The sequence below is a fragment of the Streptomyces sp. NPDC054866 genome (genome assembly GCF_053610745.1).
In genome coordinates this window covers 831,549-858,209 of the sequence record NZ_JBSGZA010000003.1, presented here as the reverse complement: position 1 = coordinate 858,209, position 26,661 = coordinate 831,549, and the positions used below count along the sequence as shown (strand labels likewise).

Sequence of the window (26,661 nt, the reverse complement as noted above, 5' to 3'; positions counted from 1 at the left end):
TACCGCGCCGTACTATCGGACGTATGGCTACGGAAGACGCGGTGCGTGAAGCACTGGCGACGGTGAACGACCCCGAGATCCATCGACCCATCACCGAGTTGGGGATGGTCAAATCGGTAGATATCTCCCCTGATGGGGTGGTAGCGGTCACCGTGTACCTCACGGTCTCCGGGTGCCCGATGCGCGAGACCATCACGAAGAACGTGACGGACGCGGTCGCCGCCGTCGAGGGCGTCACGCACGTCGACGTCACCCTCGACGTGATGAGCGACGAGCAGCGCAAGGAGCTCGCGAGCGCGCTGCGCGGCGGCACCGCCGAGCGCGAGGTCCCCTTCGCCAAGCCCGGCTCGCTGACCCGTGTCTACGCCGTCGCGTCCGGCAAGGGCGGCGTCGGCAAGTCATCGGTGACGGTGAACCTCGCGGCCGCGATGGCGGCGGACGGTCTGAAGGTCGGCGTCGTGGACGCGGACATCTACGGCCACTCCGTGCCCCGGATGCTGGGCGCGGACGGCAAGCCGACCCAGGTCGAGGACATGATCATGCCGCCGTCGGCGCACGGCGTGAAGGTCATCTCGATCGGCATGTTCACGCCGGGCAACGCCCCGGTCGTGTGGCGCGGCCCGATGCTCCACCGCGCCCTCCAGCAGTTCCTCGCGGACGTCTTCTGGGGCGACCTGGACGTCCTGCTCCTCGACCTGCCCCCGGGCACGGGCGACATCGCGATCTCCGTGGCCCAGCTGGTCCCGAACGCCGAGATCCTGGTCGTGACGACGCCCCAGCAGGCGGCGGCCGAGGTCGCCGAGCGCGCGGGCTCCATCGCGGTGCAGACCCACCAGAAGATCGTCGGCGTCGTCGAGAACATGTCGGGGCTGCCCTGCCCGCACTGCGGCGAGATGGTCGACGTCTTCGGCACGGGCGGCGGCCAGCGGGTCGCCGAGGGCCTCACGAAGACGACGGGCACGAACGTCCCGGTCCTCGGCTCCATCCCGATCGACGTCCGCCTGCGCGAGGGCGGCGACGAGGGCAAGCCGGTGGTCCTGACCGACCCGGACTCCCCCGCGGGCTCCGCGCTGCGCACGATCGCGGGCAAGCTGGGCGGCCGCCAGCGCGGCCTCGCGGGCATGACCCTGGGGATCACCCCGCGCAACAAGTTCTGAGGCCTTCAAGGCTCCTTCCGTACGCCGATGGGGGCGCCGCTCGTCATGAGCGGCGCCCCCATCGGCGTATGTACACGGTGGCCCGGCTAGTCAGCCGCGTACTCGTGGATGTCCTTGACCGCCGAGAAGCCCAGGCCGTACGCGCTCATGCCGCGCCCGTAGGCGCCCAGGTGGACGCCCTCCTTGGTGGACCCGGCGAGCACCCAGCCGAACTCGGACTCGCGGTAGTGGAACGAGGTCGGCACCCCGTCCACCGGGAGCGACAGCGTCGACCAGTCCTCGCCCTGGAGATCGTCCGCGAGAACCCAGGCCGTCTCGGTCTGCTGGTCCAGCCAGTCGTCGCGCAGGGTGTGGTCCATCTGGCTGGGCCAGGTGAAGGACAGCAGCCCCACTCCGGCGAGCCAGGCCGCGGACGACACCGAGGTCGCTTCCAACAGGCCCGTGCCGTCCGGGCTGCGGCGCACCGGGTTGGCCGCGACGGTCACCACGACCGCGAAGCGCTCCTTGTCGCTGTTCCCGAAGGGTCCGTCACTCCGTACCGACGGCTCATCGCCGTGCCCGATGGAGCCGTGCTCCACCGCGCCGTCCGCGGCGGTGCCGACCTGCATCAGCCAGCGCTCACCCGTGAAGGCCTCGTCGAGGCCGTACCAGGGGAAGGGCGCCAGCAGATAGCTGTCGACCGTGCGCCGGGCAGCGGCAGGCATCGCTTGTGCGGTGCCGTCCGCGGCCGGCGCCTGTGCGCCTACGCGACTTGTCGTCTCCATGTACCCGGCCGCCTCCTCGTTCTCATCGGTCCGCAGGGCCCGCCCCCCTCGGGCGTCCTCAGCCGGACAACAAGGCAGGATAGCCACACCCGTTCCGGAACCTGGGACGCCGGTAGGCGGACGGGTGTCTCGCCGGGCGTGCCGGGGTGCGTGCTCAGGGGCGTACCGCGGGTGACGCGCAGGAGGTCAGGTGGCGTCCGCGTCGAAGGGCGGAGGGGCTGCGGGCGCGGCCTTCTCGGGCTTCTTGTCCATGTCGACGCTGCCGTCCTTCTTGGCCATGTCGATACGGCTGCCGCTCGCGTCGGACGCGCTGCCCGTGCCGGTCGCGCCGTCGGAGGATTCACTCTCCCGCCCGTTCACGGCGTCCGTGACCTCGGCCATCTCCTTCTTCAGGTCGAAGCCGTTCCGGATTTCCTTCAGGCCGAGCTCGTCGTTGTCGAGCTGCTTGCGGATGAAGGTCTTCGGATTCAGGTCCTCGAACTCGAAGTCCTTGAATTCCGGGCCGAGTTCACTGCGTATATCCGCCTTGGCGCTGTCCGAGAATTCACGGATCTTACGGATGGTCCGCGAGGCGTCCTGAATGAGCTTGGGCAGCTTGTCCGGGCCGAAAACGAGCACGGCGAGGATGATCAGCGCCACTACCTCGAGCGGGCCAATGTCTGAGAACACCTTGAGCTCCTTGCCATCCGGACCGGGTCCACGGTACCCGGCGTTCCTGTCCGTCCGGTAGCCGCTGGGCGACAGACGTGGATCAGCTGCCGTCCGACGCTCCGAGCACGAGCGTCACTTTCCGGTCCTTTCCCGCTCGCTGGACGGTCAATTCGAGGGTGTCCTTGGGCCGGTGGGCACGGATCTTGACGATCAGCTCGTCGCCGGAGTGGATGCGCTGGCCGTCCACTTCGGTGATGACGTCGCCCGGCTCGATTCCGGCGCGGTCGCCGGGGCCGCCCGCGTTCACGGCGGGGCCGCCGTCCTTGCCCTTCTCGCCGACGCGGGCGCCGTCGCCCGAGTACTCCATGTCGAGCGTGACACCGATCACAGGGTGCGTGGCCTTGCCGGTGTTGATCAGCTCTTCGGCGACGCGCTTGCCCTGGTTGATGGGGATGGCGAAGCCGAGCCCTATGGAACCGGCCTGGCCGCCACCGGGCGCCGAGCTGTCGTCGGCGGAGCGGATGGCGCTGTTGATGCCGATGACGCGGGCGTCGGAGTCGACCAGGGGGCCGCCGGAGTTGCCGGGGTTGATGGGTGCGTCGGTCTGGAGCGCGTCGACGTAGCTGACGTCGCTGCCGTCGCCCTTCTCCCCGCCGGCCGTGATGGGGCGCTCCTTGGCGCTGATGATGCCGGAGGTGACGGTGTTGGCGAGGTCGAAGGGGGCGCCGATGGCGACGACCGGGTCGCCCACCTGGACGTTCTCGGAGTTGCCGAGGGGCAGCGGCTTCAGTCCGCGTACGCCGGAGACCTTGACCACGGCGAGGTCGTACCCGGCGTCGCGGCCGATGACCTCCGCCTTGGCGGTCTCGCCGCCGCTGAACGTCACCGATATCTCGCCGCCCGTGCCCGCGGGCTCGACCACGTGGTTGTTGGTGAGGATGTGGCCCTTGCCGTCCAGCACGAAGCCGGTGCCGGTGCCCTGCGCCTCGTCGCCGCTGACGTGCAGGGTCACGACGCCGGGCAGCGAGCTCGCCGCGATCCCGGCGACGCTGTCCTTGGCCCGCACCTTGTCCTGGGAGTCCGCCTGCGGCAGCTCGATGTCCGAGACACCGGCGTTCCGCTCCAGGTAGGCGCCGATGGCTCCGCCGATGCCACCGGCCACGAGCGTGATGACGGCGATCCCGACCAGGATGACCCGCCGGGCCCTCTTCTTCTGCTTGGCCTCATCGACAGGAACGGCACCACTCTGCTGAAGGGGCGCGTTCCAGGGGTCGTAGGGCTGCCGGGGAGGGGCTACGGCTGCGGCTGCGGGTTGGGGGTGGTGGGGGTGCGGTTGGGGCTGGGGAGTGGCGGGGGGCGGGGTGGCGCTGGGGGCGGGGGCGGGGGTGCCGTGGGCCGGGGTTCCGCTGTGGTTCGCCGCCGGGAGTTGTGTGCCGTGGGCCGGGGTTGCCGCCGGGTGCTGTACGGGAGGGGCGGGGGCCCAGGGGCCGGGCTCACCGTAGGGCGGGGTGCTGTACGGATCGGGGTCGTGCAGCGGGCGGGGGCGGTCGGCGGCGCCCGGAGCGGGGGCGTCCGGAGCCGGGCCGCCAGGAGTGGCGTCGGCGGGCGCAACGGCAGCGGGGCCCACCTGGGCGGGAACGCCCAAGTCGGGGGCGCCAGGCTCGGTGGCCGCAACGGAAGTCACGCCGTCCGAAGCCGAGGCGTCCGGAGCCGGGCCACCCGGAGCGGCGTCCACGGGCGCGACGGGGCCCGCGCCTGCCTGCGTGGGAACGCCCGAGGCCGGGGCGCCCGGCGCAGGAGCTGCCGCAGCCGAGGCCGCGGCGTCGGGCGTCGCTCCGGGCGGAGTGGGCTCGGGGGTCGCGCCGAGCGGAGTCGGGTCAGGCCCCGCGCCAGGCGGAACCGCCGCGGCCAGGGTGAAGTCGCCGGACGTGTCCTCCGCTCGGCCGCTGGCGCCTGTCGACTCGTCCCCGGTGGTGCTTATCGCCTCGTCGGGGCCGCCCCGCTCCGGCCCCGTTCCGTCAGGCGCGGACGCCGACCTGGGGCGGCTCCACCATTTCGCCTTCGTGGGCTTGCCCTCGTCCATGCTCTCCCCACACCTGGCCTACGGCGGACGCCGATCACGTGCTCAACTCCGCGCCCGCCACAAGCCTCGGGCAGGCACGGCCCACCGAGGATTCAACCAGGTTCCCGCGCCGAAGCGCAGAGCACGTCAGCGGATCTGCGAAGTGCCCTGCAGTGTGCCCTCGATGGGCGAGGACGCCGAGGTGCGCGCCGGGTCCACCCCGTCGCCCGAAGCCGCGCCCTCCGAAGCCACCCCGCCCAGCGTCGGCACGGTGCCGACGGGAGACGCGCCGCCCGGCACTGCGGGAGGGATCGGCCGGATCAGCGGGGACATGATCGCCGCACCAGTCAGCATCGGCGCCGCGAGCTGATGGCGGACCGACCCCGGATCGGGCTGCTGGACATGGGGAGCGCGCGCGGGCACTCCGGGCAGCAGAGGCCCGGTCGCCTGCGTCGGCGCGACCGGCGCCGCCAGGACTCCCGGACGCTGTCCCTGCACCGTCAGCGGCCCGCTGCCACGGCGCCGGACGGAATCGGGAGCAGTGATGGCCCCCGCGCCCGGCGAACGCATCGGCGACGCGTTGCTGTTGCCGCTGCCCGAATTGTTCGTACTGCCGGAGCTGTTGCTGGTGCCCGACCCCGCGCGCGGGTCACCGGGGTCGGCGGGGATGCCAGTCGTGACACCGCCCAGCGCTATCGCGGCCAGCGACACCGCACCCGCTGCGGCGAAGGCGAACCGCCGCCCGCGCCACAGCGACCGCTCGGCCTCGTGACGGCCCACGTCCCGGCGGTCGACGTCATGGATGCGGAAACCGCGCCCCGAACTCGGCAGCACCGCGGCATGCGCACCCGCAGGGGCATAGCCGAAGGTCTCGGGCCGCACACCGAAGACTCCGCTCGGGGGCAACCCCGACTCGCTGTCCGAGGTGGCGAAGCCGCCGCTACCAGGGGGTCTTGGGCCGGAAGGAGGCTCGCTGCCACCGCCGGGAAGGCCTTGGAGCCGGGCGAGGAAACTCTCGGAGGGAGGCGGCGGCGCCACCTCGGCGAAGACACTCTTCAGCCGCCGCTGCGCATCGGCCTCGGTCTTGCACTTCGGACAGGTCGCGAGATGAGCGAGAACCCGCTCACGCGCGTCATGGCCCAACTCGCCGTCCACCAGGGCAGCGAGTCGGTCCCCCAGATGCTGCTCGGCCAGATGCCGCTCAACAGGATTCGACCGTGATCCACTCACGCGGTCGCGCCCCCTCCTCCCAGCGCCACGGCTCCTGCGAGCGAGCGACGCTCGGCGCGGGCTTCGGGCGACCGGTGCTGAAGGGCCTTGCGCAGCTGCGAGCGGCCACGGTGGATACGGCTGCGGACCGTGCCCAGCTTGACGCCCAGGGTCGCGGCGATCTCCTCGTACGAGAGACCTTCGATGTCGCACAGGACCACTGCCGCGCGGAACTCGGGGGCGAGGGTGTCGAGCGCCTGCTGCACGTCCGCGTCGAAGTGCGTGTCGTTGAAGACCTGCTGCGGCGACGGCTCACGGCTCGGGAGGCGCTCGGCAGCGTCGTCACCGAGGGCGTCGAAACGGATGCGCTGCTTACGGCGCACCATGTCCAGGAACAGGTTCGTCGTGATGCGGTGCAGCCAGCCCTCGAACGTGCCGGGGGTGTAGGTCGACAGGGACCGGAAGACACGGACGAAGACCTCTTGCGTGAGGTCCTCTGCGTCGTGCTGATTGCCGGTCAGGCGATACGCCAGGCGATAGACCCGTCCGCTGTGCGTGCTGACGATCTCCTCCCAGGTGGGCGGAGTCCACGCCTGCGAATCCGCGTCAGCGGCAAAGGTCGCGGTCTGAGCGGAGCTGGCAGCGTGGAATCGGTCAGCGGTGTCGGTCACGGATTTCGGCTCACCCACCAACCTGAGGAAGCGCTTCAGCGCTCCCCTCCGATTCGCGGACGCAGCCGCACCTCCCCTGTCGGCTCTGGTGGTGTCCAGTGGAGCCCCTACCATAACCACCTCGCCCGTTAGCTCCGGATAAGCGTTTTTACTGGAATTTGGTACGGGCTTCCTGCCAGGTGTCCTGCCTGGTCGAAGGGCCCGCGGCCAGTCTTGATCCATTCGTTACCCCCGGCGTCCGCCTACCCCTACTAAACGCCCGGTCCCATCTGCGGGTTCCCACCCCCAACGGATACAGTCACGGCCAGGCATCCACGGGGACAGGAGAGGGCCATTACCGGCAACCGGCAGACGAGCTGGGCGTTCGCCGACGCCTTTGTCGCCGAGGACGAGGCCACGCGCTGGGCCCGTGACCGGGCCCAGGAGGCAGGGCTGCCCTCGGTGTCTCCCGGTACCGGCGCCGCGCTGCGCATGCTGGCCGCCACGGCGGACGCCAAGGCCGTCGCCGAGATCGGGACGGGCACGGGCGTGTCCGGGCTCCACCTGCTGCACGGGATACGCCCCGACGGCGTCCTGACCACCGTCGACCCCGAGCCCGACCGCCAGCAGTTCGCCCGCGAGGCCTTCCGCGCCGCCGGATTCGCCGGCAACCGCGCACGGTTCATCCCCGGCCGCGCACTCGACGTACTGCCCCGCCTCGCCGACGGCGGATACGACCTCGTGTTCTGCGACGGCGACCGCACGGAGTACCTGGACTACCTCGCTGAATCGTTGCGCCTCCTTCGCCCGGGCGGGCTCGTCTGCTTCGAGGGCGCCTTCTCCGACGGCCGGACGGTGGACTCCGGTCCGCAGCCCGCCGAGGTGCTGCGCATCCGCGAGCTCCTGCGGACCGTGCGCGAGAGCCAGGACCTGATGCCGGCGCTGCTCCCGGTGGGCGACGGCCTGCTGTGCGCGGTCAAACGCTGAACGCTGGTCGCGCAGTTCCCCGCGCCCCTCACGGGGCACCCTCGAACCCCGGACATAGCACTGCCCCGGCTCGTTTGTACGATGCCGGGGCAGTGAAAAAGTGTGGGCGCTTCCGCGTCAGCCGACGACCTTCTTCAGGGCGTCGCCGAGTGCATCGGCCTCGTCCGGAGTCAGTTCGACGACAAGTCGTCCGCCGCCTTCGAGCGGAACGCGCATGACGATGCCCCGCCCCTCCTTGGTCACCTCGAGCGGGCCGTCGCCCGTCCGCGGCTTCATGGCCGCCATGCTCGTTCCCCTTCCTGAAACCAGCTCATCGCAGCCGACAACCCAGGTGTCACCGGCATCGAACACATTGCTTCCAGGCCATTATCCCGCATGGCAGGACCCGATGACCAACATCGGTCTGCATCGCTTGCGCAACGCGCGCCCGCAAAACCACTCAATTCGGCGATGTGGCTGCGATACTTCGCCGCCTCTTACGCCCCCACGGCCGGGAATTCTTTGACGCAGGTCACATATCTCCCCTCATGTCGGAGCCGGATGATCTCCGTCATGCTGGGCTCGGACAAAGATGACCGGCGCAGGACCACTGGAGGGGATTCACCATGGCCGACACCGTGCTCTACGAGGTGAGCGACGGGCTCGCGACCATCACGCTCAACCGCCCCGAGGCGATGAACGCGATGAACGTCGAGGCCAAGGTCGCTCTGCGAGAGGCGGTGCAGTCGGCCGGGTCGGACCCCGCGGTCCGTGCCGTACTGCTCACCGCGACCGGGCGCGCCTTCTGTGTGGGGCAGGACCTGAAGGAACACGTCGGTTCCCTCATGGCGGACCGCGCGGCGGGCACCGGACAGACGATGAGCACGGTGCGCGAGCACTACAACCCCATCCTGAGCGCGCTGACCGGCATGGCCAAGCCGGTCGTCGCGGGGGTCAACGGCGTCGCCGCCGGGGCGGGCCTCGGCTTCGCGCTCGCCGCCGACTACCGGATCGTCGCGGACACCGCGCGCTTCAACACCTCCTTCGCCGGGGTCGCGCTGACCGCCGACTCGGGCGTCTCCTGGACGCTGCAGCGCGTGGTCGGGCCCGGCCGCGCGAGCGACCTGCTGCTGTTCCCGCGCAACATCAGCGCGCAGGAGGCGTACGACCTGGGCATCGCCAACAGGGTCGTCCCCGAGGCCGAGTTGGCGGCCGAGGCCCAGAAGCTGGCCCGCACCCTGGCCGAGGGCCCGACCCTCGCCTACGGGGCCCTCAAGGAGTCGCTCGCCTACGCGGCGGGCCACACCCTGGAGGAGTCCCTGGCCAAGGAGGAGGAGCTCCAGGCCAAGGCGGGCGCGTCCGAGGACCACGCGATCGCCGTCCAGGCGTTCCTGGACAAGGCGAAGCCCAAGTACCTCGGCCGTTAGGGCCCGGCGGGACTAACGGGACCGGCCGCCCCGGGGGACGCGGATCACGCAGTCCTCCAGGTGGTCGTTCACCAGGCCGCAGGCCTGCATCAGGGCGTACGCCGTGGTGGGGCCGACGAATCGGATGCCGCGCTTCTTCAGGGCCTTGGACAGGGCCGTGGACTCGGGCGTGATCGCCGGTACGTCGGCCAGTGCGCTCGGCGCCTTGCGGGAGGCCGGGTCCGGCGCGTGCGACCAGATGAGCTCGTCGAGCTCTCCCTCGGACCAGTCGGCGAGCACGCGCGCGTTGGCGAGGGTCGCATCCACCTTGGCGCGGTTGCGGATGATGCCGGGGTCGGCCAGGAGGCGCTCACGGTCGGCGTCCGTGAAGCGCGCGACCTCGGCGATCTTGAAACCGGCGAAGGCGGCGCGGAAGCCCTCGCGGCGGCGCAGGATGGTGATCCAGGAGAGGCCCGACTGGAAGGCCTCCAGGCAGAGCCGTTCGTACAGGGCGTCGTCCCCGTGGACCGGGCGGCCCCACTCCTCGTCGTGGTACGCCACGTAGTCCTCGGTCGACAGGCCCCAGGGGCAGCGCAGTCTGCCGTCAGGGCCCGCCACCGCGTCGCCGCTCATCGGCCGTCCTCCTCTTCCGCGGCGTCCTTCGGAGCCGGCTCGTCCTGGAGCGTGGCCGGGGCATGCGTCTTGAGGAGGCCGGGGCCGCCGACCGCGGTGGCCTGGGCGCCGGCGAGTGCCGCCTCCAGCTCCGCGATGTGGGCGTCGCGCTCGGCCAGTTCGGCGGCGAGGCGGCCGAGCGCCTCGTCCACGTCCCACATGCGGTAGCCCCGCAAGGTCAGCGGGAAGCGCAGCGCCTCCACGTCCGCGCGGCGCAGGGCGCGGTCCTGCGGCAACGGGTCGACGAACCGCTCGGCCGCCACGTCGGGCAGCGCGGCACGCTCCCCGCCGCCCACCACGGCCAAGGTCACCGCGCCGACCACCACGACGAGGGCGATGACCAGGAACAAGAACAAGACCATCTCTTCGGGCCCCCACGCTCGACTGCCGTGCTGAAACTGTCAGAGTCCGATCGTGCCATGCGCCTGTGACAGTTAAGGTCGCAGGCGGCCGGACCACGGCACCGACGAAGGAGGCTCACAGGGGATGCTCAGGCTTGGCAGGCGTGAATTCGACGCGCACGAGCCGGTGATCATGGCGATCGTGAACCGGACCCCTGACTCCTTCTACGACCAGGGCGCCACGTTCCGCGACGAGCCCGCGCTCGCACGCGTGGAACAGGCGGTGTCGGAAGGCGCCGCCATCATCGACATCGGTGGGGTCAAGGCCGGTCCGGGCGATGAGGTGACGGCCGAGGAGGAGGCGCGGCGGACGGTCGGCTTCGTCGCCGATGTGCGCAAGCGGTTCCCCGATGTCGTCATCAGCGTTGACACGTGGAGGCACGAGGTCGGCGAGGCGGTCTGCGAGGCCGGCGCCGATCTCCTGAACGACGCGTGGGGCGGGGTCGATCCCCGGCTCGCGGAGGTGGCGGCGCGGTACGGCGTGGGGCTGGTGTGCACGCACGCGGGTGGCGCCGAGCCGCGGACCCGCCCCCACCGGCTGACGTACGAGGACGTCATGGCCGACATCCTCTCGGTCACCCTCGGCCTGGCCGAGCGCGCGGTCGCCCTCGGGGTGCCGCGCGAGTCGGTGATGATCGATCCCGGGCACGACTTCGGGAAGAACACGCGGCATTCGCTGGAGGCGACGCGGCGGCTCGGGGAAATGGTGGAGACCGGCTGGCCCGTGCTCGTGTCCCTGTCCAACAAGGACTTCGTCGGCGAGACGCTCGACAAGCCGGTCAAGGAGCGCGTGGTGGGAACGCTGGCCACGACCGCGGTGTCGGCGTGGCTGGGGGCGCAGGTGTACCGGGTGCACGAGGTCGCGGAGACCCGGCAGGTCCTCGACATGGTCACCACCATCGCGGGGCACCGGGAGCCGGCCGTGGCTCGGCGGGGGCTGGCGTAGCGGTGGGAACGACCACCGGCCGGGCGGACCCGGAAGCCCGCCCGGCGAGGTCCTGACAGGGCCTAGCGGCCGACTTCCTTGGTTACCAGCGTGACCGCCTCGTCCACGTCGTCCGTGATGTGGAAGAGGTGCAGATCGTGCTCCGACGCCTTGCCGCCCGCCACCACCGTGTCGCGCAGCCAGTCGACGAGTCCGCCCCAGTACGCCGAGCCGAAGAGGACGATCGGGAAGCGGGTCACCTTGCGGGTCTGGACGAGGGTGAGGGCCTCGAAGAGCTCGTCCAGGGTGCCGAGGCCGCCGGGCAGGACCACGAAGCCCTGCGCGTACTTCACGAACATGGTCTTCCGTACGAAGAAGTAGCGGAAGTTCACGCCGATGTCGACGTGCTCGTTCAGGCCCTGCTCGAAGGGCAGCTCGATGCCGAGGCCCACGGAGACTCCCTTGGCCTCGCGCGCGCCCCTGTTGGCCGCCTCCATGGCACCGGGGCCGCCCCCGGTGATCACGGCGAAGCCCGCGTCGACCAGGGCCTTGCCGATCCGGACGCCCGCCTCGTACTCGGGCGTGCCCGGCGGTGTGCGGGCCGAGCCGAAGACGCTGATGGCGCTGGGGAGTTCGGCGAGCGCGCCGAAGCCTTCCACGAACTCCGACTGGATGCGCATGACCCGCCAGGGGTCGGTGTGCACCCACTCCGATTCGCCCTCGGCGCCGGTGTCGAGGAGCCGCTGGTCCGTCGTGCCGGGGGTGATCTGCTCACGCCGCCGCACCACGGGTCCCAGGTGCTGCTCCTCCGGCGGGTCCTGTCCTTCTGGACTACCCATGAACGTCCCCTTCCGCTGACGGTCTTGCTCGACGTGCTGCTTCAGCGTAGGTCTACGGGCGTTACGGGCGACGGATCCTTATGGGAAATCAGGATGTCAGCCAGGCGCTCAGCCGCTTCTCGGCCTCCGGGATCAGCGAGGCCTTCACGCGCTCGTCGATCTTGTGGGCGAGCAGCGGGTTCCCCGGGCTGTAGTTCACGGCGGGCACGCCGAGCGCGCTGAAGCGGGAGACGTCCGTCCAGCCGAACTTGGGCTGCGCCTCGCCGCCGACCGCCGCCATGAAGGCCGCGGCGGCAGGGTGGTCGAGGCCGGGGCGCGCCCCGCCCGTGTGGTCGTCGACGATGAACTCGTCGATGTCGCAGTCGGCGAAGTAGTCCCGCACGAAGGCCAGTGCCTCGTCCTCGCTGCGGTCGGGCGCGTAGCGGAAGTTGACGACGACGGTGCACTCGTCGGGGATGACGTTGGTGGCGACGCCGCCCTCGACGCCTACGGCATTGAGGCCCTCGTGGTACCGCAGGCCGTCGACGACCGGCGTGCGCGGCTCGTACGCGGCGAGCTTCGCCAGGATCGGCGCGGCCTTGTGGATGGCGTTCGAGCCCATCCACGCGCGCGCGGAGTGCGCGCGCGTGCCCTTCGTCTTCAGGTGGACGCGCAGTGTGCCCTGGCAGCCGCCCTCGACCTGGTTGTCCGTCGGCTCCAGGAGGATCGCGAAGTCCCCGGCGAGCCAGTCCGGGTGGGCCTCGGCGACGTGGCCGAGGCCGTTGAGGTGTGCGGCGACCTCTTCGTTGTCGTAGAAGACGAAGGTGAGGTCGCGGTTCGGCTCAGTCACCGTCTGCGCGATGCGCAGCTGGATCGCGACGCCCGACTTCATGTCGCAGGTGCCGCAGCCCCACAGGACGCCGTCCTCGTCCAGGCGGGACGGGACGTTGTCCGCGATCGGGACCGTGTCGATGTGCCCGGCGAGGATCACGCGCTCGGCCCGGCCCAGGTTCGTGCGGGCCACCACGTTGTTGCCGTGCCGGTCGACCGTGAGGTGCGGCAGGCGGCGCAGGGCCGTCTCGATCGCGTCCCCGAGGGCTTTCTCCTCGCCGCTCGGCGACGGGAAGTCGACCAGCTGGGCGGTGAGGGCGGCAGCGTCGAGCGTGAGGTCGAGCGACGCGTCGTGTGAGGTCTGGGCCATGGCTTCGACCCTAACGCCCCTCGGCGCGCGGCCTTGTCGGTGGCCTCCAGTACCTTGGTCGCGTGCCTGAGCCCCCCACCCTCGTCCGGCGCGGCCGCCTCCTCCGTATCGGGGCCGCCGTCGCGGTCCTGCTCGCGCTCGTGGGCTATGTGGTCGTGCAGTACGTCTTCGGGGGCAAGGCCGATCCGCGCTGCCGGGTCGTCTCGGGCAACGGCGACGGCGCGAGTTACGAATTCGGCGCGGAGCAGGCGCAGAACGCGGCCACGGTCGCCGCCGTGGGCACCTCGCGCGGCATGCCGGAGCGCGCGGTCACCATCGCCCTGGCGACGGCCCTCCAGGAGTCGGGTCTGCGCAACATCAGCCATGGCGACCGGGACTCGCTCGGCCTCTTCCAACAGCGGCCCTCGCAGGGCTGGGGCAACGAGAAACAGATCATGGACCCGGCGTACTCGGCGGCGCGTTTCTACGCCCATCTCAAGGACGTCCCGGGCTACTCACGGCTGCCCCTGACCGTCGCCGCGCAGCGCGTGCAGCGCAGCGGCTATCCCCAGGCGTACGCGAAGCACGAGCCGGACGCCGCGCTGCTCGCGGCCGCGCTGACGGGCCGCGCGCCCGCCACCCTCACCTGCGAGGGCCGTACGGCCGACGAGCCGGGCGACCCGGCGAAGGTGCGGGCCGCCCTGGTCCGGGACTTCGGCCGCGATGTGGCACCGGAGAGCGGCAGCGGCGGCACGGTCACCGTGCCGGTGAACGCCACGACGGGAGGCGCGGAGGGCGGGGCCGGGCAGCGGGGCTGGGAGCTCGCGCACTGGGCGGTGGCCCAGGCGTCCACGCTCGGCATCGAGCGCGTCTCGTACGGCGGCCGGGAGTGGAGCGCCGCGCGGTCCGAGAAGGAATGGCGCAAGCCGGGCAAGGCGTCCGCAACGGACACGGACGGTCAGCGCACCGACGCCGGAACCGGCGCGGACGAGGTCCGAATCGTCATTGGGCAGTAGTACGGCGAGTCACCCGATCGAGTAACGCTGATCACGCACGGGCGATGCACCGCCCAGACTTCCGCGCGCCACTCCCACACCCGCCGGACCCCTTGCGAACACAGGGCATTGACGATTCAGCACCCTCCCACCGACTGATCCTTTTGCCCGTTTTTATCCACAGCCGATTATGCGATGCATTGCCAATTCTTTACGTTGAGCCACCGCAACCTTCGAGGGCTTCGAGCGGTAGTCACTGCGTCCAAGCGCCGGGCCCCATCCGGCCGGACACACCCACGTTCTCTCCCGTCTGAAGGAGCATCATGTCCCTCCCCCTGACCCGCCGGATCGCCCGCGCCGCGCTGCTCATCGCAGCGGGGGCGGCTCCCGTGGTCGGTGCGGCCGGCTCCGCAAGCGCCGCCGAGCTTCCGGCCACCCCCGACCTGGGCGGTGTGACCGCCGTGGACGGTGCCGGTCTGGGCAACACCGTCGACAGCGCGGCTCAGAACACCACCGGTCTCGCGGGTGAGACCGGCAGCAAGGCCGTGAAGAAGGGCGTCCCGGCCGCGGGCAAGGTCGTCGGATCGGGCGCCAAGACCACGACCCCCGTCGCACAGAAGGCCGCGGGCGACCTCGCGGGCAACGCCGGTGACGTGCTCGGCGAGACCGCGGGCACGGCCACCAAGGACGGCCTGCCGACCGACGCCGTCGGCGAGGGCCTGCCGACGGACGCGGTCACCAAGGGCGGACTCCCCACCGACCAGCTGCCGGTCAAGAGCCTGCCGCTCGGCTGACCGCCGCACACACATGAGGAGGGCCCGAAGCCACTGGCTCCGGGCCCTCCTCGCGCGTCAGGACTGCTGTCGAGCGGCTCAGGCGAGCCGTTCGACCGCCGCGGCCACCCGCTCGTCCGATGCCGTGAGCGCCACGCGTACGAAGCGGTCGCCCGCTGGGCCGTAGAAGTCGCCGGGGGCCACGAGGATGCCGAGTTGCGCGAGGTGTCCGACGGTGGTCCAGCAGGACTCGTCTCGGGTTGCCCAGAGGTAGAGGCTCGCCTCGCTGTGTTCGATGCGGAAGCCGTGCTTCAGCAGGGCGTCGCGCAGGGCGGTGCGGCGGGCCGCGTACCGCTCGCGCTGTTCGTGGACGTGCTGGTCGTCCCCGAGCGCGGCGACGACCGCCGCCTGCGTCGGCGCCGACGTCATCATGCCGCCGTGCTTGCGGATCTGGAGGAGGTCACCGAGGACGCTCTCGTCACCGGCGACGAACGCCGCGCGGTAGCCCGCCAGGTTCGATCGCTTGGAGAGCGAGTGGACGGCGACGATCCCCTCGTACGAACCACCGCACACGTCCGGGTGGAGGACCGAGACCGGCTCCGCCTCCCAGCCGAGTTCCAGGTAGCACTCGTCGCTCACGAGCAGCACGCCGTGCTCGCGCGCCCAGGCCACGGTGCGGGTCAGCTCGTCCTTGGACAGGACCCGGCCGGTGGGGTTGGAGGGTGAGTTGAGCCAGAGCAGTTTGAGGTTCGTCGGGTCGAGGTCCGTCGGGTCGTCGTACGCGACGTACTCCGCGCGGGCCAGGCGCGCGCCCACCTCGTACGTCGGGTAGGCCAGGCGCGGGTAGGCGACGACGTCGCCCGGGCCCAGGCCCAGCTGCGTCGGGAGCCAGGCCACCAGTTCCTTGGAGCCCACGATCGGGAGCACGTTCCGGTGCGTGACGTCGCGCGCGCCGAGGCGCCGCTCGCACCAGCCCGTGATCGCGTCGCGCAGCTCGGGCGTGCCCCACACCGTCGGATAGCCCGGCGAGTCCGCCGCCGCGATCAGCGCTTTCTGGATCAGCTCCGGGACCGGGTCGACCGGGGTACCCACCGACAGGTCGACGATGCCGCCGGGGTGGGCGGCCGCCGTGGCCTTGTACGGCTCGAGCTTGTCCCAGGGGAACGTGGGAAGGCGATCGGAGACTACGGACACGTGCTGACTCCCGTACTGCGTGTACGTACTGCGCGTATGGACTGCGTGTGTGGACTGCGTGTGTGGGAAATGCCTCGGTCCCGTACGGCGACTTGTGCCGTACGGGACCGGGGCGGCGCTTCAAGCTGCCGTTACTGGTTCTGCGGCGGCAATGCGGCGATGAAGGCGTGGTCGCGCTCGATCAGGCCGAGCTTGCTGGCACCACCGGGCGATCCGAGCTCGTCGAAGAACTCGACGTTCGCCTTGTAGTAGTCCTTCCACTCTTCCGGAGTGTCGTCTTCGTAGAAGATCGCCTCGACCGGGCAGACCGGTTCACAGGCTCCACAGTCGACGCATTCGTCCGGGTGGATGTACAAGGACCGGGAGCCCTCGTAAATGCAGTCGACCGGGCACTCCTCGATGCACGCCTTGTCCTTGACGTCGACACAAGGCTGCGCGATGACGTAGGTCACGCTGTCGTTCCTCCTCGATACGGGCGTTGGCGGGCCGTCTTCAGGCTCCGCTCGCCTGGCGCGCGGGAGCGCGGCGTCGTCGATGCCCACCTCTAGTATCTCCGTTCCCGGGCATGATCCGAACAGGAGGGGCGTACAGAGCTGTGGAATTCACTGCGGGCGGACGGCTCGAGGTCCGAATTACCCCTGCTGACGTGGGTAAACGGGTATCGATCCGGCGCCTCGACGACGGGTCGAGGACGGGCGGTAAGTTCACTGACACGGTGGGTGTTCTCACATCGTGGAACGACGGTGTGGTACTGATCACACGCCGTGACGGTGAGCGTGTCCGGATCGCGGAGAGTGCCCTGGTGGCGGGCAAGGTCGTCCCCGCGGCCCCGGCCCGCAGGCGCGGCCCCGCGGCCTCCTACGCGGAGCTGGCACGCGTGTCCGCGCGCGCCTGGCAGCCCGTCGAGAGCGAACAGCTCGGCGAGTGGCAGCTGCGGGCGGCGGCCGGATTCACCCGGCGGGCCAACTCAGTGCTCCCGATGGGCGACCCGGGACGGCCGCTGGACGAGGCCCTGGCGTACGTACGCCAGTGGTACGAGGAGCGGGAGCTGCCCGCGTACGTACAGACCGCGACCGGGGCCGAAGGCACCCAGGAGCTGCTCTGCGCGGAGCTGGAGGAGCGGGACTGGGAGCGTGAGGTGAGCGCCGAGCTCCACATCGGCGCTCTCGCGCCCCTCGGCGACCTGGACGTGCCCGGAGCTGGGGCGGAACAGGTGCGGCTCTCGCGGTCCTTCGACGAGGCGTGGCTGCGGCGGTACAAGCGATTCGGGGTCCCAGGACCGCATGTGCTCAAGGTGCTGGCGGGCGGCCCCTCGGTGTGGTTCGCTTCCGTGCCCGGGGCCTCTCCCGACGCGGGGCCCGCGGCGATCGGGCGGTGCGTCGTGGACGGGCGCTGGGCGGGATTCATGGCGGTCGAGGTGGATCCGGGGCACCGCAGGCAAGGACTGGCGACAGCGGTGATGGCCGCGCTGTCCCGGCAGGCGCTCGCCGAAGGCGCTTCGGCGGCCTGGCTGCAGGTCGAGGACGACAACGAGGGTGCGCGGGCGCTGTACGGCGGTCTTGGCTTCGCCGCGCACCACACGTACCACCACTATCGATACCCGTCGGCTCGGTAGCTTCTACCGGTCGGCTCGGTAAGTAAGGCACGAGGCACGCATGCACGAGGAGTCAAGGACGGCCGCGTCCCGTCGGCGGTTCGCCGAGGAGGCCAGGTCCGAGCGGCCCGACCTGTCCCTGCTGTGCCTCCTGGTGAGCGCGGAGGCGGATCCGGAGCTCGGCGACGACGACATCGACGCGGCGCAGATCGAGCTCGACCGGCTCGCCGGGCAGCTCCCCTACCGCCCCGGCGGGGCGCGGGAGTGGGCGGCGGCGCTCGCCGAACTCCTGGGCGCGCGCTGCGGGTTCATGGGGACACCGGCCGACTACCAGCGTCTGGAGTCCTCCCTCCTCCACGAGGTGCTCGAGCGCCGCCGCGGCCTGCCGATCCTGCTCTCGGTGGTGTGGATCGAGGTGGCACGCCGGGCGGGCGCACCCGTCTACGGCGTCGCGCTGCCAGGGCACTTCGTGGTCGGCTTCGGCGCCCGCGAGGAGCAGGTGCTCGTCGACCCGTTCGCCGGCGGGCGTCTCCTCACGGGCGCGGACGCGGAGCTGCTCGTCGCCCAGTCGTCGGGCGGCACGGTGTCCGCCTCGATGCTGACGCCCGCCGATCCGCTGAACATCGTGCTGCGCATCCTCAACAACATCCGCGCGTGGGCGGCGGCCCGCCCCGAGCGCTCGGACGTCGCGCTCTGGGCGGTCGAGCTCTCCCTGCTGCTGCCCGCCCACCCGGCACGGCTGCGCTACGAAAGGGCCCAACTCCTCGTCCAGCGCGGGGACTTCCTCGCGGGCGCGGCGGAGCTGGAGGAGTACGCCGACGTGGTGACGGCGGTGGAGCCGACCACCGCGGACCGGGTGCGGGACCAGGCGCGGGCCGCGCGGGCCATGCTCAACTGACCCGGTCGACGGTTCGCGCGCGGGCGTAGCGCCCCGGTGCGATGCCCACCACCCGCTTGAAGTGCCGGGTGAGGTGCGACTGGTCGTAGAAACCGGCGGCGGTCGCCACCTCGCCCGGCGGCTGCCCCGCCAGGAGGAGACGGCGGGCGCGGTCGACGCGGCGGGACATCACGTACTGGTGCGGTGCGATGCCGTAGGCCCCGCTGAAAGCGCGTACGAGATGGGTGGGGTGGGCGTGGACCAGGCGTGCGGCCTCCTCCAGCGTCACGCCTTCGAGCAGCCGCTCGTCGAGGAGGTCACGCAGGTCCTGGGCGACGCCCCGCCCTGCGTCGCCGGGGGCGCCGGGGGTGATCCTGGGGCGCAGGTGCCCGCGCAGCCGCTCGCCGATCAGGGCCAGGCGGCTCTCGGCCTCCAGTTCGTCGCCCCTGCGGGCGAGCGCCGCGTGCAGCAGGCCCACGCGCCTGCGCAGGACGGGGTCGATCAGGTCGGGGCCGTCCACCGCGGGGCCGATGAAGCTCGCGTCCAGCTGCGTCATGTCCAGGTAGAGGACGCGCTTGCGGAAGCCGCCGGGGGTGGCGGGCGAGCCGTTGTGCGGGACCTGGGGCGGGAGCAGGGAGACGGTGTCCCCCGGTGTGCCGTGTTCGTGCCGGTCCAGGTCGTAGCGGACGGCTCCGTCGTCCACGATCAGCAAGGTCCACGCGTCGTGGACGTGCATCGGGTACGCGTGCTCGGTGAAGTGGGCGTGGAAGACCTCCACGACACCCGCGACCGGCGGGCGCCATGCGGATATCTCCTGCCGGGCCACCATGCAAAGAACGTACAAGACGCGGCGGCGGCCGACTCGGCAGTCTCGAAGCATGAGAACCACCGCTGAGACAGACATCGCCGAGACGGAATCCGCCGGGGTCACGGGCGAGGCACCCGTCCGCTTCGACACGAAGATCGCCGTCCTGCTCCGTGACGACCTGGAACCCTGGCAGCGCCTGAACGTGACCGCGTTCCTCGTCAGCGGGCTCGGCACGGTGGCTCCCGAGGTGATCGGCGAGCCGTACGAGGACGCCGACGCGACCCCCTACCTGCCGATGTTCCGCCAGCCCGTCCTGGTCTTCGAGGGGTCGAAGGAGACGCTGACCACCGCGCACGCACGTGTGCTGTCCCGTTCGCTGCCGCGGGCGGTGTTCACGTCCGACCTGTTCGCCACCGGCAACGACCGGGACAACCGGGCCGCGGTGCGGGCCGTGCCCTCGGATCAGCTCGACCTGGTGGGGATCCTCGTCCACGGCCCGCGCAACGCGGTGGACAAGGTCCTCAAAGGGGCCCGGATGCACCGTTGACCGACGGGGGCAGCGGCGCGGGCGGAGATCGGAGCGCTATCGATCGGCCCGGCAGGGCACGAAGCTCCTATGCACCCCCAATCCCCGGAGCGGCGACGCCTCTTCGCCGATCAGGCACGGTCGGCGCGGCCCGATCTCGCGCTGCTGTGCCTGCTGATCGGCGCGGAGGCGGACCCTGATCTCGACGACGCGGGCATGCGCACGACGCGGCGCATCCTCGACCGCCTTGCCGACCAGCTGACCGAACGGCTGCCCGACAAGGCCGGCGGCCCCCGGTCCTGGGCCGTCGCGCTGGCCGAACTGCTCGGCACGCGCTACGGATTCAAGGGCAGGCCCGGCGACTACCAGCACCTTCGCTCGGCGCTGCTGCACGAGGTGCTTCGACGGCGCAGAGGCCTGCCGATCCTGCTCTCGGTGGTGTGGATCGAGGTCGCACGCCGCGCGGGCGTACCCGTCCACGGGGTGGCCCTGCCCGGCCATTTCGTGGTCGGCTTCGGCGCGCGTGACGAGCAGGTTCTGGCCAATCCGTTCGCGGGCGGGCACGTACTGTCGCCCATGGACGCGGAGTTGCTCGTGGCGGGGGCCACGGGCGCGCCGCTCGTGCCGTCGATGCTCAGCCCCGCGGGGCCGCTCGACATCGTCCTGCGCGTCCTCAACAACATCCGCGCGTGGGCTGCGGCCCGCCCCGAGCGCTCGGACGTCGCGCTCTGGGCGGTCGAACTCTCCCTGCTGCTTCCGGCGCACTCCGACCGGCTGCACTACGACCGCGCCCAACTCCTGGTCCAGCGCGGCGACTTCATGACGGGCGCCGCCGAACTGGAGACGTACGCCGATGCCCTGGCCATCACCGACGAGGAGGCGGCGGTGCGGCTGCGCCAGGAGGCGCACGGGGCGCGGGCGATGCTGAACTGACGCCTAAGGACAGATTAGTTCAGAGCCAGCCCTTGTCCCGGGCGACGTTGACCGCCTCGGCGCGGTTGCGCACGGCCAGCTTCTGGATCGCCGTCGAGAGGTAATTGCGGACCGTGCCTGGGGAGAGGTGCAGGGCCGTGGCCAGCTCGGCGTTGGTGGCGCCTTCGGCCGCCGCGCGCAGGACCTCGCGCTCGCGGTCGGTCAGCGGGTTGGCGCCACCGGCGAGCGCGGCCGCCGCCAGCGTGGGGTCGATGACCCGCTCCCCCGCGAGGACCTTGCGTACGGCCTCGGCGAGCTGGGCCGCGGGTGCGTCCTTGACCAGGAAGGCGTCGGCGCCCGCCTCCATGGCGCTGCGGAGGTAGCCGGGGCGGCCGAAGGTGGTGAGCACCACGATCTTCAACTCGGGGAGCTCCGCGTGGAGTTCGGCCGCGGCCTCGATGCCCGTGCGGCCGGGCATCTCGATGTCGAGGAGCGCCACGTCCACCGCGTGTTCGCGTGCCGCCGCGAGCACCTCGTCGCCGCGGGCCACTTGGGCGACGACCTCGATGTCCGGCTCCAGGCCGAGCAGCGCGGCGAGGGCCTCGCGGACCATCGACTGGTCCTCGGCGAGGAGCACCCTGACGGTGCCCTTCGCACTGTTCGTACTCATGCGGAAGATCCTAGGGCGGAGGCGCCGGGCGCCGGCTCCGCGCCCCGGTCCAGCGGCACCCTGGCCGTGAGCCTGAAGCCCCTTCGGGCGCCGGGCCCCGCGTCGAGGACACCGCCGACCGCCTCCACACGCTCGGCCAGGCCCGTCAGGCCGTTGCCCCGGACCGTGGAGGAACCGCCCCTGCCGTCGTCCTCCACGGACAGCTCGACCACCGGCCCGTCGAGGGTGTGACGCGACGTCAACGCCACCGTGCAGCGGCGCGCACCGCTGTGCCGCACGACGTTCGTCACCGCCTCGCGCAGCGCCCAGGCCAGCGCCGTCTCCCCCTCTTCGCCGGGCAGCGAGGCGGGCGCCTGAAGCGGTACGTCGGCCTCGACACCCGCGGCCGTGAGCGCCGTGCGCGCGCCCGCGAGCTCACCGTCGAGGGTGCGCCTGCGGTAGCCGGAGACCGCCTCGCGCACGTCCACCAGGGCCTGGCGGCTGACCTGCTCGATGTCCGCCACCTGCTGGGCGGCCTTGTCGGGGTGGGCCGGCAGCATCCGCCCGGCGAGCTCGCTCTTCAGCGTGATGAGGGAGAGCGAGTGGCCGAGGAGGTCGTGCAGATCACGGGCGAGCCGCAGCCGTTCCTCGTTCGCGGCCAGCTGGGCGACGGTGGCCCGTGCCTGGCGCAGCTGGATCGTCGTACGCACCAGCTCGCGCACCCCCGTCATCGCGAAGCCGACCAGGAGCGTGAGCACGGCGAGACTGCCGAGCAGGTCCTCGATGCTGTCGGTGCGCAGGCCGACGGCGATCATCACGCCGGTGACCGCCGGGATGACCCACATCGCGTACCGCATCGGCAGCACGGCCCCGGCGGACACGGCCACATACACGAAGAGTCCGAGCCAGGCCGTGCCGAAGGCGAACGAGAGGACGATCGCGAGCGTGAGCAGCGTCCCGAACGACACATGCACCACACGCCAGTCGAGCACCCTGGAGGTGTAACGGAAGACCAGGGTCAGATAGCAGGACACGAAGGCGGCGAGGCCGAGCCAGCCGAGCGCCATGGCCACGCCACCGTGCTCCGCGCCCACCAGGTCCTCCACGGGGCTGGCCAGGAAGACCAGCCAGATGCCGACCCAGAGCCCTTTGGTCAGCAGCTGGCGGCGGCCCGCCACCGGGTGGCCGAAGCCGTCCAGCGGGTGGGCCCGCTCACCGCAGTCGGACGGGTCGGCCCGCTCGGAGTGGTCTGTGTCGCTCACGCCTTCGATGTGTCCTTCCGGTACAGCCATGCCGCGCCGCCCGCGAAGAGGACGAAGTACCCGAGGAGGAGCACGATGTCCTTCGCGTGCGGGGCGTCGCCCAGTTCGATGGCCTGTCCGAGGGCAGCGTACGCATGGGTCGGCAGCCAGGACGCGATGTCGCTCAGCCACCCCGGGAACGTCGCCGTGGGCATCCACAGGCCGCCGAGGACGGAGAGCCCGAAGTACACGATCATCGTGATCGGGCGGACCGCGTCGCCGGTCGCGAGATAGCCGATGGCCACGCCGAGGGCGGCGAAGCAGAGGCTGCCCGCCCAGATCGCGCCGGTCAGGGCCAGCCACTGCCAGGCCTCGAGGCGTACGTCCTTGACGGCCGCGGCGACCACGAACACCACGACGATCGACGGCAGGCTGACCACGGCCGCACTCGCGGTCTTCGCGATGACGTAGCCGCGCCCCGGCAGGCTCGTCAGGCGCAGCTGGCGTACCCAGCCGCTCTCGCGCTCCTTGGCGATGCGCTCGCTGTTGCCCATGAGGACGGCGGTGAGGGCGCCGAACGACGCCATCGACACCATGAAGAAGGCGGGGAGCGCGAGCCCCGTGTCGCCGACCATGTCCGTGCCGCTCTGGCCGCCCGCGATGATCAGGAAGAGCATCGACGGATAGATGACCGAGAAGAAGAGGAACTTCTTGTTGCGCAGGGCGCGGATGATCTCCAACTTGATCAGCATGCCGTGGCCTCCTCCTTGGTCTCCTTCTTGGCCTCCTCGGCCGCGGTGATCGCCACGAAGGCCTGCTCCAGGCCGAGGCCCGCCACCTGAAGGTTGCGGGGGTAAAGACCGAGCCCGTAGAGCGCGTGCACGGTGGCGTCGGCGTCCGTCGACTGGAGCCGTACGGTGTGGCCGGACACGTCGGCGGCGGTGAGGAACGGCAGGGCGCGCAGCTTCTCCGCGAGCGCGGCGTCCAGCTCGGGGAGGTCGAAGGCGACCCTCCGCGCCCCCGCCTTCGCCTTGATCTCGGCGGCCGTGCCGTCAGCGAGGAGGCGGCCTCGGTGCAGGACGAGGACCCGGTCCGCGATCGCGTCGGCCTCCTCCAGGTAGTGCGTGGCGAACAGGACCGTGCGGCCCTGGTCCGCCTGCTCGCGCATGGTCGCCCAGAAGGCCTGGCGCACGGTGACGTCCATGCCGGTGGTCGGCTCGTCCAGGACGATCAGGTCGTTCGCTCCGGCGGTCGCGAGTGCGAAGCGGACGCGCTGTTCCTGGCCGCCGGAGAGCTTGTCGACCTTCCGGTCGGCGAGCTGGGTGAGGCCCGCGGCGGCCAGCACGTCGTCCGCGCGGTACGGCCTGGGGTGCAGATCGCAGGCGAGCCGCACCAGTTCGCGGACGGTGACCTCCGCCATCAGTCCGCCGCTCTGCAGCATCGCGCCGACCCGGCCCGCGGTGATCGCTTCCCGCGGGCTCGTGCCGAAGACCCGCACGGTGCCGCTGTCCGCGTGCCGCAGGCCGAGCAGCAGGTCGAGCGTGGAGGACTTGCCGGCGCCGTTCGGCCCGAGGAGGGCGACCGTCTCGCCCGGGTGGAGTTCGAGCGTGAGGTCGTCGACGGCGCGGACGTCGCCGTAGGCCTTGGTCACCTGGTGGAAGCTCACTGCTGTCTGGCTCGCGGCTGTGTGGCTCGCTGCTTTCATGTGATCCATCGTCGCCAAGGAGCGGCGGGCGGCGGCAGTGTCGTGTGTGCCGAGTCCGGGATGACAGATGTCATGCCGGAGGCCGGATGCCAGACGCCGGACGCGCCGGAGGCCGGGCGGTCCACCTCTGTGGTCCGCCCGGCCTCCGTAGGCGTACGGGAATCAGCTGGCGTTCGTCTCGATCACGCCGACCCGCTCCGCAGGCGTCTTGCCGATCAGCGCCTTGTTCATCGCGGCGGCCACGTCCGTCGGCTGGACCGGCGTCTTGTCGCCGTTGCCGCGCTGGATCAGGATGCCGTCGAAGACGTTGCCGTAGAGCTTCTTGAGCTCGGCGGTGTTGTAGTGCACCTGAAGCGTGCCGTTGTCGAGCACCTTCGTCTCCAGCACCTTCGGCAGGGACTTCGCGGGGCCGAACGGGATCGAGGCGCTGCCCGCCTTGATCGTGACGTTGGCGGACATGGCGGGCTTCGCGAAGCGCGTCATGAACTTGTCGACCTCGGCGTTCGGGACGGTCGGCTTGCGGGTCGTGACGGGCACCTGGACGGTGCCGGCGCTGCCGGTCTCGACCTGCTTCTTGTACGCCTCCGAGACGGCCGTCGTCGACGCGGCGACGTCAATTCCCTTGCCCGCCTTGCCGTACACGGGGACGGCCTTGCCGGGCACGAACTTGACCGTGCCCTCCTTGGCCGATCCCGAGCCGCCCGCGGCACGCTCCAGGGCGGCCGCCAGCTTCTCCTCGTCCACGGGCATGACCGGCTCGGCGACGCGCGCGCCGCCGAAGAGCGATCCGATCACCGATACGGGGTTGTAGTCGCTGCCCGCGGCCTCGCGGACGGTCGCCTGGCTGTCCAGGGTCAGGCCCGCCTGGTCCGGCTTGAGCGTGACCGTCTCGCCGTCGACCGACAGCTTCAGGGGCTTGGCGACGTCCTCGCCGATCGCCGCGTCGAGCTTCTTGACGGCCTCGTCGCGCGTGCCGCCGCCGATGTCGACGCCGAGCACGGTGGTGCCCTTCGGTACGTCGGCGTGGTTCATCAGGAGACCGGCGCCGTAAGCACCGCAGGCCACGACGACCACGGCGACGGCCACCAGAACGAGCTTGTTGCGCCCCTTCTTCTTGGCCGGGGCCGCGGCGACGGGCACGTTCGGCTGCACCGGCTCGGGCAGCTTGGGCGGGGTGTGCGGCACGGGTCCGTCACCCTGCGGGCCCCCGCCGAACGGCGAGTTCTGCGCGGGCGGCACGACGGGGATGCCGCTGGTCAGGGTGTCGCCGGAGACATTGGCTCCGGGAGAGGGCGCGCTCGGGCCGCCGGGGATGGAGCCGGGGCCGCCGCGCACCGGGCCGCCGTTGGGGCCCTGGAGGGGGCCCGCCTTCTGCGGCGTGAGGATGGCGGTGTCGTCGCCCATCGCGGGCGCGCCTGTTCCGGCGCCCATGCCTGCGCCTGCGCCCGTGCCTGCGCCTGAACGAGGGCCCGGATTGGCCGGGTTGGCCGCGTTGGGGCGAGCACCCGGGTTGGGGCGATTGCCGGGGTTGCCCGGACCGCCCTGATTCGGCGGAGTCAACGGGTTCGCCCGGCCTGCCGGGTTGGCCTGGTTCGCCGGGTCGGACGGATCGGCGGGGTTCGGTGCCAGCGGGCCTTCACCGGTCATCGGGCCGCTGGTGGGCCCCGACGGGCCACGGCCGCCGTCACCCGCGCCGCCTCCGGAGAAGTACGGCAGGTCCCCGCGCTGCGGGTCGCCGCCCTGCGGCGCACCCGTGCCGAGCGGTCCCGACGCCACGGCGCCGGACACGTCGAAGGAGCCCGTACCGGAGCCGTTGCCGCTGCTGCTGCCGCTGCTCCCCGAACCGGCGGGCCCGGACGCACTCTTGCGCGGCGCGAACCAGTCGCTCGTCTTCTCCTCGGCCGGAGCGGAAGGGGACGACGACCCGGCGGAGGAGGATCCGCCCGGCGCGGAGCCCGAAGCGGGCATCCCGGCGGAACCGGGACCGCCCGCGCCGTTCGCGGACCCCGCGGCCCCCGGACGCCCCGCGCCGTCACCGGCGTCGGATCCGTTGGCCCCGCGGCCCGGGCCAGCGTCCAGCGGACGCGAGGCACCCGCGTCGCTGTCCGTGACGGGCGTGCGCATGACGACCGGTGGGATGGGCCGCGACCCGGGGATGTTGATCCGGATACGCGTCGTCAGCGTGGTCTCGGTCTTGGGATCGTCGGGCCGCTCATCGGCGGCCTGCCGCTGCGCGCCGTCCACGGCGCCGTCCGACGCGGCACCCTGCGCGGGGGAGCCGTACGGCGGCGTCCCCGAGGGGTAAGCGGCTCCACCGCGCCCCTGGGGCCCGGAGGACGAACTGTCAGTTTCACGACTCAAGGCAGGTTCTCCCGGTTGGCTCCGCCGCCCGTGCTCCCCGCGCGGAGGGGAATTTCCCCCGGCCGGAGGCTGGGGGAGGCTCGGCGGCGCGCACCACCATACTGGCCGCCGTCGGCACTCATCCTGTGACCGCCTTCAAACCCGTGCGGGACACGGGCTGAAGTG

Annotated in this window: 28 protein-coding genes; 10 read left to right on the top strand and 18 right to left on the bottom strand. The window is 71.6% G+C overall.

What is annotated here, in order from left to right; all coding sequences use genetic code 11:
• Positions 1-23 precede the first annotated feature (23 nt).
• Complete coding sequence (locus ACWGI2_RS19285; RefSeq protein ID WP_453397792.1) at positions 24-1,157, top strand: Mrp/NBP35 family ATP-binding protein; 1,134 nt, start codon at positions 24-26, stop codon at positions 1,155-1,157.
• Between the two features lie 86 nt (positions 1,158-1,243).
• Here ACWGI2_RS19285 and ACWGI2_RS19280 read toward each other — a convergent pair whose 3' ends face one another.
• The 5 genes from ACWGI2_RS19280 to sigE all read right to left on the bottom strand — a co-directional run bounded on the left by ACWGI2_RS19280 (position 1,244) and on the right by sigE (position 6,628).
• Positions 1,244-1,921: a hypothetical protein gene (locus ACWGI2_RS19280; protein ID WP_453397791.1), complete on the bottom strand. Its 678-nt coding sequence runs from the start codon at positions 1,919-1,921 to the stop codon at positions 1,244-1,246.
• A 186-nt stretch (positions 1,922-2,107) separates the two neighbouring features.
• On the bottom strand, positions 2,108-2,590 hold the full coding sequence (locus ACWGI2_RS19275; RefSeq protein WP_453397790.1) for a sec-independent translocase: 483 nt from the start codon (positions 2,588-2,590) through the stop codon (positions 2,108-2,110).
• Between the two features lie 82 nt (positions 2,591-2,672).
• On the bottom strand, positions 2,673-4,655 hold the full coding sequence (locus tag ACWGI2_RS19270) for a trypsin-like peptidase domain-containing protein (protein WP_453696480.1): 1,983 nt from the start codon (positions 4,653-4,655) through the stop codon (positions 2,673-2,675).
• Between the two features lie 126 nt (positions 4,656-4,781).
• Positions 4,782-5,864, bottom strand: coding sequence for a zf-HC2 domain-containing protein (locus tag ACWGI2_RS19265; protein ID WP_453696479.1), 1,083 nt, complete (start codon positions 5,862-5,864; stop codon positions 4,782-4,784).
• Positions 5,861-6,628 carry an RNA polymerase sigma factor SigE gene (sigE, locus tag ACWGI2_RS19260; RefSeq protein WP_160507070.1) on the bottom strand — a complete coding sequence of 256 codons (768 nt, stop codon included), beginning with the start codon at positions 6,626-6,628 and terminating at the stop codon, positions 5,861-5,863. Before sigE ends, ACWGI2_RS19265 begins: the two co-directional genes overlap by 4 nt.
• 153 nt (positions 6,629-6,781) lie before the next feature.
• On the opposite strand from sigE, the gene ACWGI2_RS19255 reads away from it, so the two are divergent.
• Positions 6,782-7,480 carry an O-methyltransferase gene (locus ACWGI2_RS19255; protein WP_453696772.1) on the top strand — a complete coding sequence of 233 codons (699 nt, stop codon included), beginning with the start codon at positions 6,782-6,784 and terminating at the stop codon, positions 7,478-7,480.
• 117 nt (positions 7,481-7,597) lie between these two features.
• On the opposite strand, the gene ACWGI2_RS19250 is transcribed toward ACWGI2_RS19255, so the two are convergent.
• On the bottom strand, positions 7,598-7,765 hold the full coding sequence (locus ACWGI2_RS19250; protein ID WP_003966491.1) for a DUF3117 domain-containing protein: 168 nt from the start codon (positions 7,763-7,765) through the stop codon (positions 7,598-7,600).
• A gap of 320 nt (positions 7,766-8,085) precedes the next feature.
• Between ACWGI2_RS19250 and chcB the strand changes: the two genes are divergently transcribed.
• On the top strand, positions 8,086-8,886 hold the full coding sequence (gene chcB / locus ACWGI2_RS19245) for a 2-cyclohexenylcarbonyl CoA isomerase (RefSeq protein WP_453397787.1): 801 nt from the start codon (positions 8,086-8,088) through the stop codon (positions 8,884-8,886).
• A gap of 12 nt (positions 8,887-8,898) precedes the next feature.
• Here chcB and ACWGI2_RS19240 read toward each other — a convergent pair whose 3' ends face one another.
• Together ACWGI2_RS19240 and ACWGI2_RS19235 are read right to left on the bottom strand one after the other, a co-directional pair.
• A complete protein-coding gene (locus ACWGI2_RS19240) occupies positions 8,899-9,498 on the bottom strand; it encodes a DNA-3-methyladenine glycosylase I (RefSeq protein WP_453696477.1) in 600 nt (199 codons plus the stop codon).
• Entirely contained in the window at positions 9,495-9,899 is a 405-nt protein-coding gene (locus ACWGI2_RS19235; protein WP_453397785.1) for a DivIVA domain-containing protein, read from the bottom strand. The genes ACWGI2_RS19240 and ACWGI2_RS19235 overlap by 4 nt, the downstream gene beginning before the upstream one ends.
• 124 nt (positions 9,900-10,023) lie before the next feature.
• Here ACWGI2_RS19235 and folP point away from each other — a divergent pair, with 124 nt between their 5' ends.
• Positions 10,024-10,884 (top strand): dihydropteroate synthase, encoded by an 861-nt coding sequence (gene folP, locus ACWGI2_RS19230; protein ID WP_453696475.1) that lies wholly within the window; start codon positions 10,024-10,026, stop codon positions 10,882-10,884.
• Positions 10,885-10,946: 62 nt separating this feature from the next.
• On the opposite strand, the gene ACWGI2_RS19225 is transcribed toward folP, so the two are convergent.
• Positions 10,947-11,702 (bottom strand): LOG family protein, encoded by a 756-nt coding sequence (locus ACWGI2_RS19225; protein ID WP_453397783.1) that lies wholly within the window; start codon positions 11,700-11,702, stop codon positions 10,947-10,949.
• 88 nt (positions 11,703-11,790) lie between these two features.
• The gene (gene dapE / locus ACWGI2_RS19220) at positions 11,791-12,882 is read right to left on the bottom strand and encodes a succinyl-diaminopimelate desuccinylase (protein WP_453696474.1); all 1,092 of its coding nucleotides are present in this window, start codon (positions 12,880-12,882) and stop codon (positions 11,791-11,793) included.
• A 62-nt stretch (positions 12,883-12,944) separates the two neighbouring features.
• Between dapE and ACWGI2_RS19215 the strand changes: the two genes are divergently transcribed.
• Entirely contained in the window at positions 12,945-13,877 is a 933-nt protein-coding gene (locus ACWGI2_RS19215; RefSeq protein WP_453696473.1) for a heavy metal transporter, read from the top strand.
• A 302-nt stretch (positions 13,878-14,179) separates the two neighbouring features.
• Positions 14,180-14,650 carry an ATP-binding protein gene (locus ACWGI2_RS19210; RefSeq protein ID WP_453397780.1) on the top strand — a complete coding sequence of 157 codons (471 nt, stop codon included), beginning with the start codon at positions 14,180-14,182 and terminating at the stop codon, positions 14,648-14,650.
• Between the two features lie 78 nt (positions 14,651-14,728).
• On the opposite strand, the gene ACWGI2_RS19205 is transcribed toward ACWGI2_RS19210, so the two are convergent.
• Both ACWGI2_RS19205 and fdxA read right to left on the bottom strand, forming a co-directional pair.
• Complete coding sequence (locus tag ACWGI2_RS19205) at positions 14,729-15,823, bottom strand: bifunctional succinyldiaminopimelate transaminase/glutamate-prephenate aminotransferase (protein WP_453696471.1); 1,095 nt, start codon at positions 15,821-15,823, stop codon at positions 14,729-14,731.
• A gap of 131 nt (positions 15,824-15,954) precedes the next feature.
• A complete protein-coding gene (fdxA, locus tag ACWGI2_RS19200; protein WP_030573070.1) occupies positions 15,955-16,275 on the bottom strand; it encodes a ferredoxin in 321 nt (106 codons plus the stop codon).
• 143 nt (positions 16,276-16,418) lie between these two features.
• Between fdxA and ACWGI2_RS19195 the strand changes: the two genes are divergently transcribed.
• Both ACWGI2_RS19195 and ACWGI2_RS19190 read left to right on the top strand, forming a co-directional pair.
• Positions 16,419-17,438, top strand: a complete 1,020-nt coding sequence (locus ACWGI2_RS19195) for a GNAT family N-acetyltransferase (protein WP_453696469.1) — start codon at positions 16,419-16,421, stop codon at positions 17,436-17,438.
• Positions 17,439-17,478: 40 nt separating this feature from the next.
• Positions 17,479-18,315 carry a transglutaminase family protein gene (locus ACWGI2_RS19190; protein WP_453696468.1) on the top strand — a complete coding sequence of 279 codons (837 nt, stop codon included), beginning with the start codon at positions 17,479-17,481 and terminating at the stop codon, positions 18,313-18,315.
• Here the strand turns inward: ACWGI2_RS19190 and ACWGI2_RS19185 are convergent.
• Positions 18,308-19,123: an AraC family transcriptional regulator gene (locus tag ACWGI2_RS19185; RefSeq protein ID WP_453696467.1), complete on the bottom strand. Its 816-nt coding sequence runs from the start codon at positions 19,121-19,123 to the stop codon at positions 18,308-18,310. The genes ACWGI2_RS19190 and ACWGI2_RS19185 overlap by 8 nt on opposite strands.
• Positions 19,124-19,172: 49 nt before the next feature.
• Here ACWGI2_RS19185 and ACWGI2_RS19180 point away from each other — a divergent pair, with 49 nt between their 5' ends.
• Positions 19,173-19,649: a DUF2000 family protein gene (locus ACWGI2_RS19180; protein WP_453397775.1), complete on the top strand. Its 477-nt coding sequence runs from the start codon at positions 19,173-19,175 to the stop codon at positions 19,647-19,649.
• 69 nt (positions 19,650-19,718) lie between these two features.
• The gene (locus ACWGI2_RS19175) at positions 19,719-20,561 is read left to right on the top strand and encodes a SirB1 family protein (protein WP_453696465.1); all 843 of its coding nucleotides are present in this window, start codon (positions 19,719-19,721) and stop codon (positions 20,559-20,561) included.
• Positions 20,562-20,580: 19 nt separating this feature from the next.
• Here ACWGI2_RS19175 and ACWGI2_RS19170 read toward each other — a convergent pair whose 3' ends face one another.
• The 5 genes from ACWGI2_RS19170 to ACWGI2_RS19150 all read right to left on the bottom strand — a co-directional run bounded on the left by ACWGI2_RS19170 (position 20,581) and on the right by ACWGI2_RS19150 (position 26,496).
• Entirely contained in the window at positions 20,581-21,210 is a 630-nt protein-coding gene (locus tag ACWGI2_RS19170; protein WP_453696463.1) for a response regulator, read from the bottom strand.
• On the bottom strand, positions 21,207-22,388 hold the full coding sequence (locus ACWGI2_RS19165; RefSeq protein ID WP_453696770.1) for a sensor histidine kinase: 1,182 nt from the start codon (positions 22,386-22,388) through the stop codon (positions 21,207-21,209). The genes ACWGI2_RS19170 and ACWGI2_RS19165 overlap by 4 nt, the downstream gene beginning before the upstream one ends.
• 59 nt (positions 22,389-22,447) lie before the next feature.
• Positions 22,448-23,182, bottom strand: a complete 735-nt coding sequence (locus ACWGI2_RS19160) for an ABC transporter permease (protein WP_453696462.1) — start codon at positions 23,180-23,182, stop codon at positions 22,448-22,450.
• Positions 23,176-24,135: an ABC transporter ATP-binding protein gene (locus ACWGI2_RS19155; RefSeq protein WP_453696461.1), complete on the bottom strand. Its 960-nt coding sequence runs from the start codon at positions 24,133-24,135 to the stop codon at positions 23,176-23,178. Before ACWGI2_RS19155 ends, ACWGI2_RS19160 begins: the two co-directional genes overlap by 7 nt.
• A 162-nt stretch (positions 24,136-24,297) precedes the next feature.
• Positions 24,298-26,496 (bottom strand): hypothetical protein, encoded by a 2,199-nt coding sequence (locus ACWGI2_RS19150; RefSeq protein ID WP_453696460.1) that lies wholly within the window; start codon positions 26,494-26,496, stop codon positions 24,298-24,300.
• Positions 26,497-26,661 lie beyond the last annotated feature (165 nt).